The 16,838-nt window shown below is 50.9% G+C and carries 19 protein-coding genes, 1 tRNA gene and 1 pseudogene; 10 read left to right on the plus strand and 11 right to left on the minus strand.

Going from position 1 to position 16,838, the window contains the following annotated elements:
* Nucleotides 1–19: 19 nt before the first annotated feature.
* Nucleotides 20–96: transfer RNA gene (locus SPM24T3_RS18490), tRNA-Met, on the minus strand.
* A 219-nt stretch (nt 97–315) separates the two neighbouring features.
* Here SPM24T3_RS18490 and mltA point away from each other — a divergent pair.
* Complete coding sequence (gene mltA, locus SPM24T3_RS18495; RefSeq protein WP_009638327.1) at nt 316–1,494, plus strand: murein transglycosylase A; 1,179 nt, start codon at nt 316–318, stop codon at nt 1,492–1,494.
* A gap of 28 nt (nt 1,495–1,522) precedes the next feature.
* Complete coding sequence (tcdA, locus tag SPM24T3_RS18500; protein WP_009638328.1) at nt 1,523–2,389, plus strand: tRNA cyclic N6-threonylcarbamoyladenosine(37) synthase TcdA; 867 nt, start codon at nt 1,523–1,525, stop codon at nt 2,387–2,389.
* A gap of 69 nt (nt 2,390–2,458) precedes the next feature.
* Here tcdA and csdE read toward each other — a convergent pair whose 3' ends face one another.
* On the minus strand, nt 2,459–2,893 hold the full coding sequence (gene csdE / locus SPM24T3_RS18505) for a cysteine desulfurase sulfur acceptor subunit CsdE (RefSeq protein WP_009638329.1): 435 nt from the start codon (nt 2,891–2,893) through the stop codon (nt 2,459–2,461).
* A 12-nt stretch (nt 2,894–2,905) separates the two neighbouring features.
* The gene (csdA, locus tag SPM24T3_RS18510; protein ID WP_009638330.1) at nt 2,906–4,123 is read right to left on the minus strand and encodes a cysteine desulfurase CsdA; all 1,218 of its coding nucleotides are present in this window, start codon (nt 4,121–4,123) and stop codon (nt 2,906–2,908) included.
* A 200-nt stretch (nt 4,124–4,323) separates the two neighbouring features.
* Here csdA and SPM24T3_RS18515 point away from each other — a divergent pair, with 200 nt between their 5' ends.
* From SPM24T3_RS18515 to rlmM, 4 genes are all read left to right on the plus strand, one after another.
* Nucleotides 4,324–4,545, plus strand: a complete 222-nt coding sequence (locus tag SPM24T3_RS18515; RefSeq protein WP_009638331.1) for a YgdI/YgdR family lipoprotein — start codon at nt 4,324–4,326, stop codon at nt 4,543–4,545.
* Between the two features lie 378 nt (nt 4,546–4,923).
* Entirely contained in the window at nt 4,924–5,850 is a 927-nt protein-coding gene (locus tag SPM24T3_RS18520; RefSeq protein ID WP_009638332.1) for a transcriptional regulator GcvA, read from the plus strand.
* A 72-nt stretch (nt 5,851–5,922) separates the two neighbouring features.
* A complete protein-coding gene (locus tag SPM24T3_RS18525) occupies nt 5,923–6,318 on the plus strand; it encodes a DUF423 domain-containing protein (protein ID WP_009638333.1) in 396 nt (131 codons plus the stop codon).
* On the plus strand, nt 6,311–7,414 hold the full coding sequence (gene rlmM, locus SPM24T3_RS18530; protein WP_009638334.1) for a 23S rRNA (cytidine(2498)-2'-O)-methyltransferase RlmM: 1,104 nt from the start codon (nt 6,311–6,313) through the stop codon (nt 7,412–7,414). Before SPM24T3_RS18525 ends, rlmM begins: the two co-directional genes overlap by 8 nt.
* Here rlmM and SPM24T3_RS25565 read toward each other — a convergent pair.
* The 5 genes from SPM24T3_RS25565 to queF form a co-directional block, all read right to left on the minus strand.
* The gene (locus tag SPM24T3_RS25565) at nt 7,356–7,589 is read right to left on the minus strand and encodes a hypothetical protein (protein WP_009638336.1); all 234 of its coding nucleotides are present in this window, start codon (nt 7,587–7,589) and stop codon (nt 7,356–7,358) included. The two genes, rlmM and SPM24T3_RS25565, sit on opposite strands and share 59 nt — an antisense overlap.
* Nucleotides 7,590–7,657: 68 nt before the next feature.
* Nucleotides 7,658–7,780: a hypothetical protein gene (locus tag SPM24T3_RS26070; RefSeq protein WP_255346531.1), complete on the minus strand. Its 123-nt coding sequence runs from the start codon at nt 7,778–7,780 to the stop codon at nt 7,658–7,660.
* A 49-nt stretch (nt 7,781–7,829) separates the two neighbouring features.
* Nucleotides 7,830–8,585, minus strand: coding sequence for a flap endonuclease Xni (gene xni, locus SPM24T3_RS18535; RefSeq protein ID WP_009638337.1), 756 nt, complete (start codon nt 8,583–8,585; stop codon nt 7,830–7,832).
* Between the two features lie 175 nt (nt 8,586–8,760).
* Entirely contained in the window at nt 8,761–10,125 is a 1,365-nt protein-coding gene (gene ppnN / locus SPM24T3_RS18540) for a nucleotide 5'-monophosphate nucleosidase PpnN (protein WP_009638338.1), read from the minus strand.
* Between the two features lie 127 nt (nt 10,126–10,252).
* The gene (gene queF, locus SPM24T3_RS18545) at nt 10,253–11,098 is read right to left on the minus strand and encodes an NADPH-dependent 7-cyano-7-deazaguanine reductase QueF (RefSeq protein ID WP_009638339.1); all 846 of its coding nucleotides are present in this window, start codon (nt 11,096–11,098) and stop codon (nt 10,253–10,255) included.
* A 92-nt stretch (nt 11,099–11,190) separates the two neighbouring features.
* On the opposite strand from queF, the gene syd reads away from it, so the two are divergent.
* Entirely contained in the window at nt 11,191–11,739 is a 549-nt protein-coding gene (gene syd, locus SPM24T3_RS18550; RefSeq protein ID WP_009638340.1) for a SecY-interacting protein, read from the plus strand.
* 607 nt (nt 11,740–12,346) lie between these two features.
* Here syd and SPM24T3_RS18555 read toward each other — a convergent pair.
* Nucleotides 12,347–13,594 (minus strand): annotated as a pseudogene (locus SPM24T3_RS18555) (MFS transporter).
* Nucleotides 13,595–13,808: 214 nt separating this feature from the next.
* Here SPM24T3_RS18555 and SPM24T3_RS18560 point away from each other — a divergent pair.
* Genes SPM24T3_RS18560 through SPM24T3_RS18570 form a run of 3 tightly spaced genes read left to right on the plus strand, consistent with a single transcriptional unit; the run spans nt 13,809 to nt 15,377 of the window.
* Nucleotides 13,809–14,123 (plus strand): YqcC family protein, encoded by a 315-nt coding sequence (locus SPM24T3_RS18560; RefSeq protein ID WP_009638341.1) that lies wholly within the window; start codon nt 13,809–13,811, stop codon nt 14,121–14,123.
* Between the two features lies 1 nt (nt 14,124).
* A complete protein-coding gene (gene truC / locus SPM24T3_RS18565) occupies nt 14,125–14,895 on the plus strand; it encodes a tRNA pseudouridine(65) synthase TruC (protein WP_009638342.1) in 771 nt (256 codons plus the stop codon).
* Nucleotides 14,896–14,927: 32 nt separating this feature from the next.
* On the plus strand, nt 14,928–15,377 hold the full coding sequence (locus SPM24T3_RS18570) for a flavodoxin (RefSeq protein WP_009638343.1): 450 nt from the start codon (nt 14,928–14,930) through the stop codon (nt 15,375–15,377).
* Nucleotides 15,378–15,517: 140 nt separating this feature from the next.
* On the opposite strand, the gene SPM24T3_RS18575 is transcribed toward SPM24T3_RS18570, so the two are convergent.
* Nucleotides 15,518–15,907 (minus strand): DUF3461 family protein, encoded by a 390-nt coding sequence (locus tag SPM24T3_RS18575; protein WP_009638344.1) that lies wholly within the window; start codon nt 15,905–15,907, stop codon nt 15,518–15,520.
* 94 nt (nt 15,908–16,001) lie between these two features.
* Entirely contained in the window at nt 16,002–16,823 is an 822-nt protein-coding gene (gene dapD / locus SPM24T3_RS18580) for a 2,3,4,5-tetrahydropyridine-2,6-dicarboxylate N-succinyltransferase (RefSeq protein WP_009638345.1), read from the minus strand.
* Nucleotides 16,824–16,838 lie beyond the last annotated feature (15 nt).

Consider the following 16,838-nt stretch of genomic DNA (forward strand, 5'->3'; position numbering starts at 1 on the left):
CTTTTCAACTGCATCGAATTGGTTGCGGGGGCCGGATTTGAACCGACGACCTTCGGGTTATGAGCCCGACGAGCTACCAGGCTGCTCCACCCCGCGTCCGATGGAGGCGAACTATACTCCCCGTGAGAAATGATGCAACCCCTTTTTGTATTTGATTGAGATAAAGCGTTTTATTGCTCCCTTTTTGCTCATTGTGCTGGTTAATCCCTCTATTTTTCGTTAAAGCATTTTTTTGTTGGGTACAATTCCTTTCCTTACTCCCCTTTGTTATCGTTCTCACCAAAGATTTTCCCCCCTGAGCAAGAGAGTGCATTAATGAAAGGACGTTGGACTAAGTATTTGCTGAGTGGGCTGGTAATCGCCATTTTGGCTGGCTGTTCATCCCGCCCCACCGATCGGGGCCAGCAATATAAAGATGGGCGACTCGATAACGCGCTTGAGTATGTCAATCAGCCCAATGCGACCGGCAAAGCCGTCAATGCCAGAGATTACGCTGACCAGATTCTGGAAGTGCAAGCCGCGTCTTCAACCTTATATAACCGTAACAACTCAAACTATAGTGCGATTGAGCAATGGGCTCGTGCTGGTGCCGACACTCGCACCCTGAGTCAGTACGGTATTAGTGCCTATCAAATGGAAGGTGCCGACAATTTCGGCAATGTGCAGTTCACTGGCTACTACACTCCGGTGGTACAGGCCCGTTATACTCCGCAGGGCGAATTCCAGTATCCGCTTTATCGTATGCCGCCAAAGGCACGCGGCGGCCGTTTGCCTGACCGCGCCTCTATCTATGCCGGTGCACTGAGCAGCCGTTACGCGGTAGCCTATACCAATTCCCTGATGGACAACTTCATGATGGAGGTGCAGGGCAGTGGTTATGTTGATTACGGCGACGGTCGTCCGTTGACCTTCTTCGGCTACGGCGGCAAAAACGGCCATGCGTATCGCAGTATCGGTAAAATCCTTATCGACCGTGGCGAAGTCGCGCGTCAGGATATGTCGATGCAGGCAATTCGTCATTGGGCCGATACTCACAGCCCGGCCGAGGTTCTCGAGCTGCTGGAACAAAATCCTTCTTACGTGTTCTTCAAACCTGAGCCTTACACCCCTGTTCGCGGCGCGGCGGGCGTTCCATTGGTGGCCAAGGCATCAGTAGCATCAGACCGTTCCCTGATCCCTTCAGGTACCACGTTGCTGGCTGAAGTACCCGAGCTGAATAACGAAGGCAAATTTACCGGCAGATACCATCTGCGCCTGATGGTGGCGCTGGACGTAGGTGGCGCGATTAAAGGGCAACATTTCGATATGTATCAAGGGATTGGTCCTCAAGCTGCGATTCCGGCAGGATTTTATAATCACTATGGTCGCGTATGGGTGTTAAAATCGTCGCAGGCCGCCCAGCCATTGATGACCTCTTATCAGGAGGCACCGATGAGCGGTGGGTCCCAGCTGGTACCGGCTGATGGGGCCAAGAATCCTTTTGCAGACAATTAATAGTAAGTAGATAGAGAGGTTACTCAACATGGCAGCAGAATATTCTGAGGCTTATCAACAACGTTTCGGCGGCACTGCACGTTTATATGGTCAGCAGGCCCTGGCGCTGTTTTCTGCTGCGCATGTTTGTGTGATCGGAATTGGTGGCGTTGGATCGTGGGCGGCTGAAGCCCTGGCGCGAACTGGAATTGGCGCAATAACGCTGATTGATATGGACGATGTCTGTGTCACCAATACCAATCGCCAGATCCACGCACTGCGCGAAAATGTTGGTCAATCGAAGACCGAGGTAATGGCGCAGCGTATTCTGGCGATTAACCCGGAGTGTCAGGTCACCTGCGTGGATGATTTTATTACCCCGGATAATGTCGCGGAAATGCTGAATCGTAATTTCAGCTATGTAATTGATGCAATTGACAGCGTGCGTCCAAAAGCCGCGCTGCTTTCATACTGCCGTCGTTATAAAATCCCGGTGGTGACTACTGGTGGGGCAGGGGGGCAAATTGATCCAACTCGTATTGAAGTCGCCGATCTGGCAAAAACTATTCAGGATCCTTTGGCGGCGAAGCTGCGTGAACGCCTGAAGAACGACTTCAACGTCACCAGGAACAACAAAGGCAAGCTGGGTATCGACTGCGTATTCTCAAGCGAACCGCTGATGTATCCGCAGGCCGATGGCTCGGTTTGTGCTTCGCGCGCTACTGCCGAAGGCCCTAAACGCATGGACTGCGAGTCAGGATTTGGTGCCGCGACCATGGTCACGGCAAGCTTCGGTTTTGTTGCGGTATCACACGTATTGAAGAAGATGATGGCCAAGGCTCAGCGCGAGGCTGCTAAACCCGTCGCCCTTGAAGCTACAGCTGCGTTGTCTGCACTTGTTCACCCAAGTCATTAACGGCAACCGGCGGCAGCAGATTCACAGGCTGGCCGTTTTACAATGACTAAGATGTTTAGTCTGTAAAATTTATAAGCAGGCGCGGGCGATAGTTTTCACGCCTTGCGCAAGTGCGGCCAACCCGCTGGCGCGGCTGCTGCTCAGCTGTTCGCGCAATTGCAGAGTATCGAATAATGCCAAGGGATCCTGATTCAGGATTTCCTCTGCCGTTTTCCCCTCCACCGCGGTTAATAATACCGCCAGCAGGCCTTTAACGATTCGGCCTTCGCTGTCGCCGTAAAAATGAATACCGTCGTTGTCCAACTTTTCAAACCCTAACCAAACGCGATTTTCGCAGCCAGATAGTTCAATAGCGGCGATTTTCAACGATGGTTCCAGCGGTGGTAGCGCCTTGGCTAGTTGCACCAGCTGACGGTAACGGTCTTCCCACAGGCGAAAATGGGAGAATTTCTCTATTAAAGAGGATTCGGTGATTTGGTGTCCAAAAGGATGCGGGGCTAACATAGGTTCTCTCATTTAATCAGCTAAAAGCTCGACGGCAAACTTCACGCTCGACACCAGCCGCTCAACGTCCTGCCGGGTATTATAAGGAGCAAACGAGGCGCGCAGCGTTCCGCTAACGCCCAGCGCTTCGGTCAGTGGTTGGGCGCAGTGTTTCCCTGCGCGAAGTGCGACGCCTTTTTCGGCCAGTAGCGCGACAATATCACTGTGATGAATGCCTGCGATATCAAACGCCAGCACCGATGACCCGCGGCTACGGAAACTGCGAAAACCTTCAATGCTGCCCAATGCCTGCTCCGCAAAATCTGCAAGCTGAATACTATAGGCCTCCGCTGCGTCGCGCTCTACGCGGTTTAACCATTTAATCGCCGCGGCTAGCCCCAGCACTCCGGCAATATTCGGCGTGCCGGCTTCGAAACGTTGAGGAACCTGCTGTGGCATAAACGCCTGCATGCTGGTTTGCGTCAGCATTTTGCCACCACCGTGCCAGGCGGGCATGGATTCAAGCAGCGCCGTTTTGCCGTAAAGCACGCCAATACCCGTCGGGCCATAGAGTTTATGGCCGGAGAAGGCATAAAAATCGATATCCATTGCTTTTACGTCTGTGACGCCATGCACTATGCCTTGTGCTCCATCGACCATCACTGGCGTGCCGTTGGCATGACAGAGGGCGATCGCGGCTACGAGATCGGGCTGACCACCCGTGACATTGGACATTTGGGTAATCGCCAGCAGGCGGCTGCGTGGGTTAAGCAAAGCAGGCAGAGCGGCGATATCCGGCAGGAAATCATCATTAAGAGGCAAAGTGATGACTTTGGCCTGACACTGTTCGGCCAGCATCAGCCAGGGGATCAGGTTGGCGTGATGCTCTGCCTGACTGACAATAATCTCGTCGCCCGGCTGTAAACGCGGGCGCAGATAGCTTTGCGCCAGCAGATTGATCGACTCGGTGGTCCCACGAGTCCAGATAATATCTTCTGCACGCGGGGCATTGATAAAATCGGCAACTGTTTGTCTTGCCTGCTCGAATTCTTCAGTTAATGACTGCGCGGCTTTATGCTGGCTGCGATGCACCGTCGCACCCGCATTTTGATAATAGTTCACCGTAGAATCGATCACTGCCTGCGGCGTTAACGCCGTTGCCGCACTATCGAGATAGCAGGGAGAGAGCGAATCATCTTCGCGCAGCGCCGGAAATTGGCGGCGGAAAGCGGTGAAATCAAAAGGCGTCATAGTGTTAAAATCCTGGTCTGGCCGATGTTTTACTTACTCGGATATATGGCTGCTTATGATGAAAAAGCAAATCTATATCACCTTTAAGAATGGTTACCTGGAAATTTACCAGATGCTTGTTATGCTGAAATAGGACGTCTGACGAATTTAAGCGAGGTTTTCCCCGCAAATTCAAGCATCTTAATCTACAGGAGTTAATTATGAAGAAGATCTTCGCGGTAGTTTCAGCTGTTTTACTTGCCGGTACCCTGGCTGCTTGTTCAAGCAACTATGTGATGCACACCAACGATGGCCGTACCATCGTGGCAGAAGGCAAACCAAGCACTGACAGTGACACCGGTATGATCAGCTACACGGATGCCTATGGTAACAAACAGCAGATTAATAAGTCAGAAGTAAAAGAGATGGTTGAAGGGAAATAATTCCTTCCGGGTGCCTTTTCTCTTAAGATGAGGCACCCCCAGCCAAAAAATGGTTAAAAAAAAGCACCGCAAAATGCGGTGCTAAAAAATCACTTTGGACAGACAGGGTAATGTACAGGAAGTGAAAATTTGTAGCGCTTAAGCTACTGGTCTGGATTGCCAGACAATACAAACACAACATCACAACCACAAGCCAAAAGCATCACGGCATCCTCATACCATTCAACTTTTCGTTCCGGCTACTGGAAGTGGCGCAACTATAGGTTTTTGCCTGTACATCCTCAATGGACAATTTATAATGTCTCGGATTAAAAAAACTAATAACTAAACTTGCGCCAAAGTCTTTGACTGATGGCTTGAATGAGAAGTGTCCACTTCATGTCTAAACGTTTACCTCCACTTAACTCCTTACGCGTGTTTGACGCCGCTGCTCGCCACCTTAGTTTTACCAATGCGGCAGAAGAGCTTTTCGTCACTCAGGCGGCAGTAAGCCACCAGATCAAGTCACTTGAGGACTTTTTGGGCTTAAAACTGTTCCGTCGCCGTAATCGCTCGCTGTTGTTAACAGAAGAGGGGCAGAGTTATTACCTCGACATAAAAGAAATTTTCTCCTCCTTGAATGAAGCAACGCGCAAGCTTCAGGCACGCAGTGCCAAAGGCGCATTAACGGTAAGTTTGCCACCAAGCTTCGCCATTCAATGGCTGGTGCCTAGGCTGGCTGGCTTTAACTCAGCTTATCCGGGCATTGATGTGCGCATCCAGGCGGTTGATCGCGATGAAGACAAATTATCGGATGACGTCGATGTGGCTATTTTCCACGGTCGCGGCAACTGGCCGGGTCTACGCACCGAGCGTTTATATGCCGAATACTTACTGCCGGTTTGTGCGCCGTCACTGTTAATGGGCGACAATGCGCTGAAGACGCCGGAAGACCTGTCGAAACATACCTTGCTGCATGACGCTTCGCGGCGTGACTGGCTGGCTTATACCAAACAACTGGGGTTGCAGCATATTAATGTGCAACAGGGGCCGATTTTCAGCCACAGTGCCATGGTGGTTCAGGCTGCAGTACACGGGCAGGGCGTGGCGTTGGCGAATAATGTGATGGCGCAGACCGAGATCGAAGCCGGGCGTCTGGTTTGTCCGTTTAATGAAGTTTTAATCAGTAAAAACGCTTTTTATCTGGTTTGTCATGACAGTCAGGCAGAACTGGGTAAAATAGCCGCCTTTCGTCAGTGGATCCTGGCACGTGCTGCCAGCGAACAAGAGAAATTGCGCTTCCGCTACGATCAGCCGCAAACGTAAATCAGGATATCTCATGATTCAGGAGTGCCCTGGTTGCGCCTGAATCAGGAAAGTTGAAGGATAACGATAAAGATGACCAGTCGTGCAATGTTAATCTTTGCCGCACTCAGCGGTTTTGTCTACGTAGCATTTGGTGCATTCGGTGCACACGTATTAAGCCAGTCTCTGGGAGCCGCCGAAATGGCGTGGATCCACACTGGATTGGACTATCAGAGCGTACACACTCTGGCTATATTGGCACTGGGCGTTGCTATGCAGCATCGTAGCAGCCTGTGGTTCTACTGGAGCAGCGCGTGTCTGGCTCTCGGTACAGTATTATTTAGCGGCAGTCTCTATTGTCTGGCGCTGTCAGGACTCAGATTCTGGGTCTTCGTTACACCAATCGGCGGAACCTTCTTCCTGATTGGTTGGTTATTGATGTTAGTCGGCGCGCTGCGTCTGGGAAAAAAGGCTCAACGCCATGAATAATAAACTTGCACTCTACTGCCGCTCTGGCTTTGAGAAAGAATGCGCGGCTGAAATTACCGCCAAAGCGGCCGAAAGAGAAATTTTCGGTTTTGCCCGCGTGAAAGAAGGCAGCGGCTATGTATTGTTTGAGTGCTATCAGCAGGAAGATGCCGATCGTTTGGCGAAAGACATTCCTTTTCGTGAACTGATTTTTGCCCGCCAGATGCTGGTGGTCGGTGAATTGCTGAAAGATCTGCCGCCGGAAGACCGTGTCACGCCGATTGTTGGCATGTTGCAGGGGGTTGTTACCAACGGCGGTGAGCTGCGCGTTGAAGTTCCTGATACCAACGAAAGTAAAGAACTGACCAAGTTCTGCCGCAAGCTTACTGTGCCGCTCCGCTCCGCCATGCGTGAACAGCGCGTGCTGGGTAAAAAAGAGAACGCCATGCGCCCCGTGGTGCACGTATTCTTTATCGCGCCGGGATGCTGCTACGTGGGTTATTCCTACAGCAATAACAACTCTCCGTTCTATATGGGGATCCCGCGGCTTAAATTCCCATCCGAAGCGCCAAGCCGTTCGACACTGAAACTTGAAGAAGCATTTCACGTGTTTATTCCCGCCGATGAGTGGGAAGAACGCCTCGCCAGCGGCATGCATGCGGTCGATCTCGGCGCTTGCCCGGGCGGTTGGACCTATCAGCTGGTGCAGCGCAGCATGATGGTTGATGCTATCGATAACGGCCCTATGGCACCAAGCCTGATGATGACCGGACAGGTAACGCATCACCGTGAAGACGGGTTCAAATACAAACCAACGCGTAGCAACATTTACTGGCTGGTCTGCGACATGGTGGAAGTTCCTGCCAAAGTGTCTGCTCTGATGGGCGACTGGCTGGTCAACGGCTGGTGCCGCGAAGCCATCTTCAACCTGAAGTTGCCGATGAAAAAGCGCTATGAGGAAGTTTCACAGATCCTCGCGCATATGAAATCGCGTCTTGAAGAAAACGACATCAATGCGGAAATCTTTGCCAAGCAGCTTTACCATGACCGCGAAGAGGTCACGGTTCACGTACGTCGTTTTTGGCCTGTGGTGCCAGGCCGTCGCGACGAGCGCTAAATCCTCGTCGCCCTTGAAGCTGTGGCGGCGTTGGCGGCGCTTGCTCACCCCGGTCACTGACTTGAGTCAGCTCCCAGGGAATCTCAAGCTTGCCGCCTTGCCACAGCTCCAATGACTTAGAGGATTGTTCCTCTTCGTTCTTGAAGCTGCAGCGGCGTTGGCGGCGTTTGCTCACCCGAATCACTGACCAGAGTCAGCTCATCGGGATTCTCAAACTGGCCGCCTTGCCACAGCTCCAATGACTTAGAGGATTGTTCCTCTTCGTTCTTGAATCTGCAGCGGCGTTGGCGGCGTTTGCTCACCCGAATCACTGACCAGAGTCAGCTCATCGGGATTCTCAAGCTTGCCGCCTTGCCACATCTCCAATGACTTTGAGGAACGTTTCTCGTCGTGCTTGAAGTTTCTAAATTACGGCTCAGCCTTTGAGCCGTAAATCTTGTAGATTTCCCTTCAAAATTACATCAGTTTGCAGCGTTGCGACGCGGCGGCTTATGAATGCCATTTCCTGATGTTCACGCAGTTTCTTTTGCCACTTTTCTGGTATTTCATTCAGGTGCAGATACAGCTCTTCCAGCGTCGGATGCTGACTCAGCAAGGTTTCCGCGGCTTTTGGGCCAATACCGGCGACGCCCGGAATTTTACTGCTGCTGATACCCGCCAAACCCCAGTAGTCTGTTAGCTGGGTTGGAAGTACGCCGAAACTTGCCTGCACGAACGGCATGTCTAACCAGCGTTTCTGGAAGTAGTCACGTATTTGTACCTCGGGTGCGAGCAACTGGCAGTAGCCTTTATCGGTAGAAACAATCGTTACCTGATGACCTGCGCCAGCTACTTTGGCAGTAAGGGTGGCGGCGAGATCGTCCGCCTCTTGCCCCGCAGCGTGCCAGCAGGCAATTCCAATACTCTCAAAGCCGGCTTTTAATGCCGGCATTTCAGCAAACAAGTTTTCTGGCATTGGCGTTCGCCCTGCCTTGTAGTCTGGAAGGCACTGGTGTCGCCAGCTATCGTGGCGATCGTCCTCGTCGAATACAGCAACCGCGTGGGTTGGCTGAGTATGCTGAATCAGCTGATTAACGGCGTTCTGGCAGGCAATGACGCAGGGTGATCCCTGTACGGCATGAATGCGCCTGATAAGATTTAGCGCGTCGATGATTAATAAGTGAATTTTCATACCGAGAGGGTATCAGTATTTCGGTTCGATGGCATCGGGGAAGTCGGTTTGCGCAAGCTTGCAGTGGGGAATTGCGAGAGGGCGCGCAATTTCACTTTTGCTTGAAGGTGCGGGATTTGTTGATATATTCACCCGCTTTTATAAGCGGATGAATATTAGAATAAAATCATCAAGATCAGGAACAGATCTCATAGCAAGGCACATAAGCCGTGCCAGGTAGTTTCATACGATGCTGAGCTACAAAACCTTGTAACAAGCTGTCCATCTTCTTCATCAGCAGCGGATCGCCATGCAGCTTGAACCGCCCGTTTTTTTGAATCGCGCGAATGCCCACTTCTTTGACATTACCGGCCACAATGCCCGAAAATGCGCGGCGTAAAGCGGCTGCCAGCTGCTCTGGTGGCTGGTTGAGATGCAGATTGAGATTAGCCATATTTTCATGGCTTGGCTCAAACGGCAGCTGCAAATCTGGCGCGATACGAATCGACCAGTTGAAGCTGTAAGCATCGCCACTGTTACGACGGTTTTCTTTTACCAACGGCATGGCGCGCTTGAGCTGCCGTGCCACCTCGGTCGGATCGTCAATAATAATGGTGTAATGCTTTTGCGCTTCGTCGCCCAGCGTTTCGCGGATAAACGCGTCGAGCACGGTGAAGTAGTCAGCGCTTTCTTTCGGACCGGTGAGGATCAGCGGCAGTACCTGATCACTGTTGGCCGGATCCATCAGAATCCCCAGCAAATACAGCAACTCTTCCGCTGTGCCCACGCCACCAGGGAATATGATGATGCCATGAGCAATACGCACAAAGGCCTCTAGACGTTTCTCGATATCTGGCATGATCACCAGCTCGTTTACCAGCGGGTTAGGCGGCTCGGCGGCAATGATTGACGGTTCGGTCATCCCGATGAAACGGCTGTTTTTATAGCGCTGCTGTGCGTGGCCGACGGCGGCGCCTTTCATCGGAGCTTCCATCGCGCCAGGACCGCATCCGGTACAGATATTCAGTTCGCGCAGACCCAACTGGCTACCGACGTTGCGTGCATACTGATATTCGATTTCGTTAATCGAATGGCCGCCCCAGCACACCACCATATTGGGGTCTTCATCCAGATGCAGGGTGCGGGCGTTGCGCAGGATGGAGAACACCAGGTTAGTTAGCTGGACAGAGTCCGTCAGGTCGAGATCCTGATAACGCCCTGCACTGCTGAGCTGCGCGTTGACGAACAGAATATCTCTCAACACCGCAAACAGGTTGGCCTGCAACGAGCGGATAATTCGCCCGTCGACAAACGCTTCTTCAGGCGGGTTTACCAGTTCAAGTTTTACGCCACGTTCGCGACGTAATACGTTGATATCAAAGCTTTCAAAGCGGTCCAGCAACTCTTTGCTGCTGTCAGTCTGACTGCCACTGTTGAGCACAGCCAAAGAACAATTACGGAAGAGGCGATATAAGTCGCTGCTCGCAGTGCGTTTGAGCATGTCCACTTCCAACTGAGACAACAAATCCATTGAGCCAAGTGGGCTGATATGTGTAATCAAAGTTGCTCCTTATTAACGCCGCGTTAATGATGTTTTGCGTGCTTGTTATTCTTTAACAGTAAACCTGTCCATAGGCTTTTACCATTGCTCGCCGACTGACAGCTCAGTTCTTGAACAAAGTGGGGCGTTATTGCCTGACAAGCCGCGCATTGGAAGGCTCAAACAGGAAATTCGCCCGCCATGGATTGATATCCAGACCGCCGCGGCGGGTGTATCGTGCGTAAACTGCCAGGCGTGTTGGCTGGCAGAAATGCAGCAGGTCGTTAAAGATGCGCTCAACGCACTGCTCGTGGAATTCGTTATGATTTCGAAATGACACCAGATAACGCAGCAGGGCTTCGCGATCGATAGCCGGCCCGCGATACTGGATTTGCACCGAACCCCAATCGGGTTGATGGGTTATCAGGCAGTTGGATTTCAGCAAATGGCTGACCAGCGTTTCGTCGACTATTTTGTCACTGGTCGCATCAAGCAGATAATCGGTGCTGAAGGCATAATCTGTGATTTCAATATCTTGTGCGTCAATGCAAATCCCGGCGAGGCGGCCAATCGGCGCGCCTTCAACCTCACTCAAAGGGCGCAGGGCAACACTGACCTTACCCTGCGCACAGGCGCCGAGGTCGCTTTCCAAAGTACGTTGAACACTGGCCCAGTCATCAAATTTTGTCTGATTAAAGCTGTTGAGATAGAGTTTAAAGCTCTTGGACTCGATCAGACTTGCGCTGTCTGCTTCCAGGCTGATTTCACCTACGGCGACCTGCGGCAAGCCCTTGGCGTTGAGCCATGACAGCTCGTACATCGTCCAGATATCTGCGCCGTGAAAAGGTAATGAATCTGGATACAAGCCAAGCGGCTCACGGTTCATGCTGCGAGGCACTGCCTGAAGCAGAGTGGCGTCATACTGATCGCGATAAGGTGTCGCTTTGCCGAGAGTCAGTTGAGAAAGAGCGGGGTTATCCTGATAGGAAGACATGCTGTCACCTTGATAAGAGATTGGTACAATAAAAAATAAATTGCGTTTGACCCTAGTTTAACGCACTGCTGACCCTGAAGATGAGAAAAAATATGGACCTTGAAGTTTCTGAAGCCCTGCGGGGGTTTACTCAGCGCTATGTTGACCTGTGGCAGCAGAAAACGGGCAATGCTCCTGCCAGTGAAGAACTCTTCGGTGTGGAGTCCTCGTGCACTATTAGTCGCAGTGAAAATCACGTTTTTTGGCTTCCTCGGCCTTTTACACCGCCGTCTGAACTTGCTAACGTTGAAAGAGCGCTTGATTTGAAGCTGCGTCCGGAAGCTCATGCCTTTTATACCTCACAGTTTTCCGGTGATATGCATGCCAGCTATCTTAATCATACATTTACCTTGGTTCAGGTCTGGAGTGAGGATGATTTTATCCGCCTACAGGAAAATTTAATTGGCCATTTGCTCACGCAAAAACGTCTCAAGCTTGAACCCACTGTTTTTCTGGCGACTACCGATTCGGAATTAATGCTACTCTCTTTAAGTAATTTAACCGGTGAAGTCATGCTGGAAGAGTTCGGCAGTAAAAAAAGAACGATCCTCTCGTCATCATTGTCCGAATTCCTTACAATGCTGGTCCCGCAAGTTCCCTGATTAAGTCTAAGGGAAATTTGGCTTACAACCTTGTGAGAGATCTCTTACAAACTCTGTAAGAGATCTCTTATATTTCCTGCTAATAATTTCCGTGTTAATTATAATATTAACTATAAAACATAAGCTTAACCTATGTTGGCTCTCTTGGGGGGTATGTAAGGATAATGTAAGTCATACCGCTAGCCTTGTCACAAACCTCAAAATCGACGATTCTAAGTTTGTCGAAAGGAAGGCATGAGACAGAGCATTAGGATGATGACTGTTTCATAAAGAAGAGGACGACTCAGGAAGAGTCAGGATCGCATCGGATTATGCAAGGAAGTTTCAGGAAGAAACAAGGGACACCTCCAGGATGGAGATTGAGAGCCAAAACAGGAGTTTGGTGGGTCAGGAAGACTAAAGGATGAATGTCAGGATGACTAGGACGATACGTCAGGATGAAAGTTGGACGCTGCAAGGGATGGCTGGTTAGGATAACCATAGGACAAGTTTTCACGGATTGAGCAGGGAGCACACAGGTAGCTGGATTGCTATAAAACGAACCGGGGGTACTGTCCAAACAGTACCCCCAACTTTTTGGATTTTTCCTCGAGTTAATCCCCCGAGATTACCCAATAGCGCCAAGACTATCTTCTTTCTTGCCTTGCGTTTTTGGCAGTAGGAAAACAGTGGCAATGATATCCAGTAAATAAATAGCCGCCAGCAGGCTAATTGCCGCAGTGAAGGCGACCTTTGATGCCAGCATGCCAATCACTAACGGACCAAACCCCCCGACCCCACGCCCTAGATTAAATAATACGTTCTGCGCCGTAGCGCGCACGTTGACTGGGTAACTGTCAGAAATAAGGCCACCGTAGCCGCCAATCATGCCATTTACAAACAGGCCCATGACTGCACCGGCAAACAGCATCACTATTGGGTCGGTCAACTGCGCGTAAACGATGACCATTATCACCGCGCCAACTTGATAAATCAGGAAAATTTTCCAGCGCGCAAAGCGATCGGAGAGCACGCCAAACAGCTAGATTCCGAGCGTCATACCGATTACGGTCACGGCAGTCCATAACCCAGATTTAGTCAGCGAAAAACCAAAGTTTTTGGAAAGGTAGCTAGGCATCCAAATCATCAGGCCGTAATAACCGAAGTTTTGCACGGAGGTGAGGATCAAAATGCCTAAACTACATTTTGTCGTCTCACTATCTTTAAAAAGCAGGCGCAGGCGTGCCATCAGCGATTCTTGCCTGGTTGACGCAGATTGTTTAATAAACTCTTCAGGTTCACCCATAGTTCTGCGGATCAGGAAAGAGAGCATAGCGGGAAGCAGTCCAACCAGAAACATTCCGCGCCAGCCGATCAAGCCCAGCAGCAGCGGGGTGAGGAACGCTGCCATCAGCACGCCCAACTGCCACCCCATACCAACATAGGCCGAGGCTCGATTGCGCTTTTCAACTGGCCAGGCTTCGGCAATCAGTGCCATGCCAATACCAAATTCTCCTCCCAGACCGACGCCAGCCAGCGTGCGGTAGGTCAGCAGATCCCAATAGCCCTGAGCCACGGCGCACAGTCCGGTGAACAGTGAGAACATCAAAATAGTAAAAGTGAGTACGCGGATACGGCCAAATCGGTCGCTAATCGGTCCGAAAATGACGCCCCCGAGCACTGCGCCTATCAGCGTCCAGGTTACCAGCGATCCGCTTTGCGAAGCATCAAGGTGAAGTTCGCTGGCAATGGCCGGTAGCATAAAGCCCAAAATAAGTAGGTCAAAACCGTCCATCGCATAGCCGGAGACGGAGGCAATCATGGCTTTAACGGGGGTTGCGCGTTTTTTAGTAGGTGTTATCGGTTTCGCAGGCATCTTTAAAGTCGGTTAATGTAAAGTGCGCCTATATTGCCCGTAGCTTTATTGCAGTACCAGTATGAAAAACTGATAGTTGATTGTTGGGGGCTATGCTTAATAAAAAGTTTTGCCCGTCGCGCAGAAATTTGGGGAGCCGCGCCTTCAGTGCTATGCTTTGCCCCTTTTACGCGCGCCCCTCCAACCCGCCCGTATGTAATGCAGAGAGTGATCGATGAGTACAGAAAACCAGGTCCGCGAAATATTGCAGGATATTGAGCAAGTTATGCGTGAACTGTCTCTATGGCAGCCGATGCCGCCTGAGCCAGATGCATTCGAAAGTAAAGAACCTTTTTCGGTAGATACCATGTCGGCCGAGCAGTGGTTGCAGTGGGTGTTGATCCCGCGCATGCACGCAATTCTGGCCGCCGAGGCGAGTTTACCGACCCGTTTTGCCATTACTCCTTATTATGAAATGGCTCTGCCCGATCAGATTCGCCTGCATAATGAGCTGCAACGCCTTGATGATTTACTGAACATAGAAGACTGACATGCTGGAAATTTTGTATCAGGACGAGCATTTGATCGCGGTGAACAAGCCTGCGGGTATGCTGGTCCATCGTAGTTGGCTTGACCGGCATGAAACCGTTTTTGTGATGCAAACTCTGCGCGATCAGATTGGTCAGCACGTGTTTACCGTGCATCGTCTTGATAAACCGACCTCAGGCGTATTGTTGCTGGCATTGTCGAGCGAGGTTGCGCGTTTGCTTTCACAGCAGTTTGAACTTCACCAAATGAACAAGGTTTATCACGCCGTGGTGCGGGGTTACGTGATGGAAGATGGCACGGTCGATTACGCGCTGACTGAAGAGCAGGACAAAATTGCCGACAAGTTTGCGACTCAGGATAAACCGGCCCAGCCAGCAGTCAGCCATTATCGCGTATTGGCTCGAAAAGAGATGCCAGTAGCCATTGGCAAGTACGAAACTGCGCGCTATAGCCTGGTCGAGTTAACGCCGGAAACCGGGCGTAAGCATCAACTGCGTCGTCATATGACGCATTTGCGGCATCCAATTATCGGCGATACGGCACACGGTGACCTCAAGCAGAATCGCGGTATGGCACAGCATTTTGACTGTTCGGGATTGATGCTGCATGCCAGCCGTATGCAGCTGGATCATCCGATTACCGGCGAACCATTGACGATCACTGCGCCGTGGGACAGCCGCTGGCAGCAGTTAGTAACACGCTTTGACTGGCTAGGCTGCGCGAGCGAGTTGGAAAGGGTTGAGTTTCCTGAGCAGGCGGGTCAGGATAGTTAACAATTCAGGATTCAATTAAGGGAGAAATCGGTATGGCTGAGATTGGTATTTTTGTAGGTACCGTTTACGGGAATGCGTTGTTGGTGGCGGAAGAAGCCGAAACACTGCTCAAGAAGCAGGGGCATCAGGTTAAAGTGTTTGAAGAAGGCACGTTGGAAGCCTGGCAATATTATCGCCATCATTACGTGTTAATCGTTACCTCAACCACTGGTCAGGCCGATTTACCCGACAGTATTGCACCTTTGTATGAGGCAATTCGCGACAAGATTGGCTATCAGCCCGAGCTGCGTTATGGCCTGATTGCGCTCGGCGACAGCAGCTATGATTTCTTCTGTGGCGGCGGTCATAAGATGGATGACATGCTGCAAGAGCAGGGGGCAAATCGCATGGGCGAAATGCTGGAGATCGATGCGATTGAACACCCAGAGCCAGAATTGGTAGCACTGCCATGGGTTGAGAAATGGGCGACGCAAATCGTCTAATCTTGATCATCTTTCGAGCTTGTCTGCCCTCGTGCCCCCCAGTAACTGAATCGTGTGTCAGTTACTGAGGGTCAGTGAGTTATCGCCTTCCTGCCCCTCGGAATCTTTGAGTCTTCATTCAAGAGTACCAAAGAAAATATTTATCGCCCGCTGGTCAGTTTTTCGAGGTCAGATTCAATCTCGGAAATCTTGTTGGCAACAACAGATTCCAGGTGACGCAGGTCATCGAGAATTTTGCGCTTAAGATCGACTTCAATTTGTTCGCGCTGGCAGATTTGGTCCAGCTCGTCGATGACATAGCGGAGATTGGGGCTAATCTCGTTAATCTCTTTATAACCTTGTCCGGCATTGTCTGCGGCGATGGTTTTGCGCTGACGCGGGTATTTGAATTTTACGCTTTTGGCAAAAAACTCACCTTTGTCTTTACGGAAGTAAATCTTGAGAATGTCGTTATTTGCTTCTTGACGCAGACTGTAGCGATCCACGTCATCAGGATTAGTGATCCCCAAGCCTTTCAGATTGTCATACATGCGGCACCTTCCTTTTATTGTTTAAACTTATCGTTTACACCAAAACGCCGAAAACACCTTAAAAAAAGCGGGTTAATAAACCCGCCTCTCTAGTTTAGTCGATAGAGCGTAATAACTCATTAAGGCCGGTTTTGCCTAACGTTTTGGCATCAACCTTTTTAACGATCACTGCACAGTACAGGCTATATTTGCCATCTTTTGACGGCAGATTGCCTGAAACTACCACTGAACCTGCGGGAACGCGACCGTAATGGATTTCACCCGTTTCGCGGTCATAAATTTTGGTACTCTGGCCGATGTAAACGCCCATGGAAATCACACAGCCGTCTTCAACAATTACGCCTTCGACAATTTCTGAACGCGCGCCGATGAAGCAGTTGTCGCCGATGATGGTCGGGTTGGCCTGCAGTGGTTCCAGCACGCCGCCGATGCCTACGCCGCCAGAAAGATGCACGTTTTTACCGATTTGCGCACATGAACCCACTGTAGCCCAGGTATCAACCATAGTGCCTTCATCCACGTAGGCGCCGATATTCACATATGACGGCATCAGAACCACGTTGCGCGCAATGAACGAACCTTTGCGCACGGCGGCGGGAGGTACTACGCGAAAGCCTTCACGTTTGAAGCGCGCTTCGTCATAGTCGGCAAATTTCATGGGTACTTTGTCGTAGAAACGGTTTTCCGCGCCTTCCATCACTTCATTATCATTGATGCGGAAAGAGAGCAGTACCGCCTTTTTCAACCATTGATGGGTCACCCACTCGCCGTCAATCTTCTCGGCAACGCGCAGTTCGCCGCTGTCGATTTTATTGATAACCAGGTTAACCGCGTCGCGTGTTGCGTTGTCAACGTTAGCCGGAGTTATGTCGGCACGGCGCTCGAAGGCCTGTTCAATGACGGTTTGCAATTCCATACTATTCTCTTTATC

Source organism: Serratia sp. M24T3 (genome assembly GCF_000257645.1).
GTDB lineage: Bacteria > Pseudomonadota > Gammaproteobacteria > Enterobacterales > Enterobacteriaceae > Rouxiella.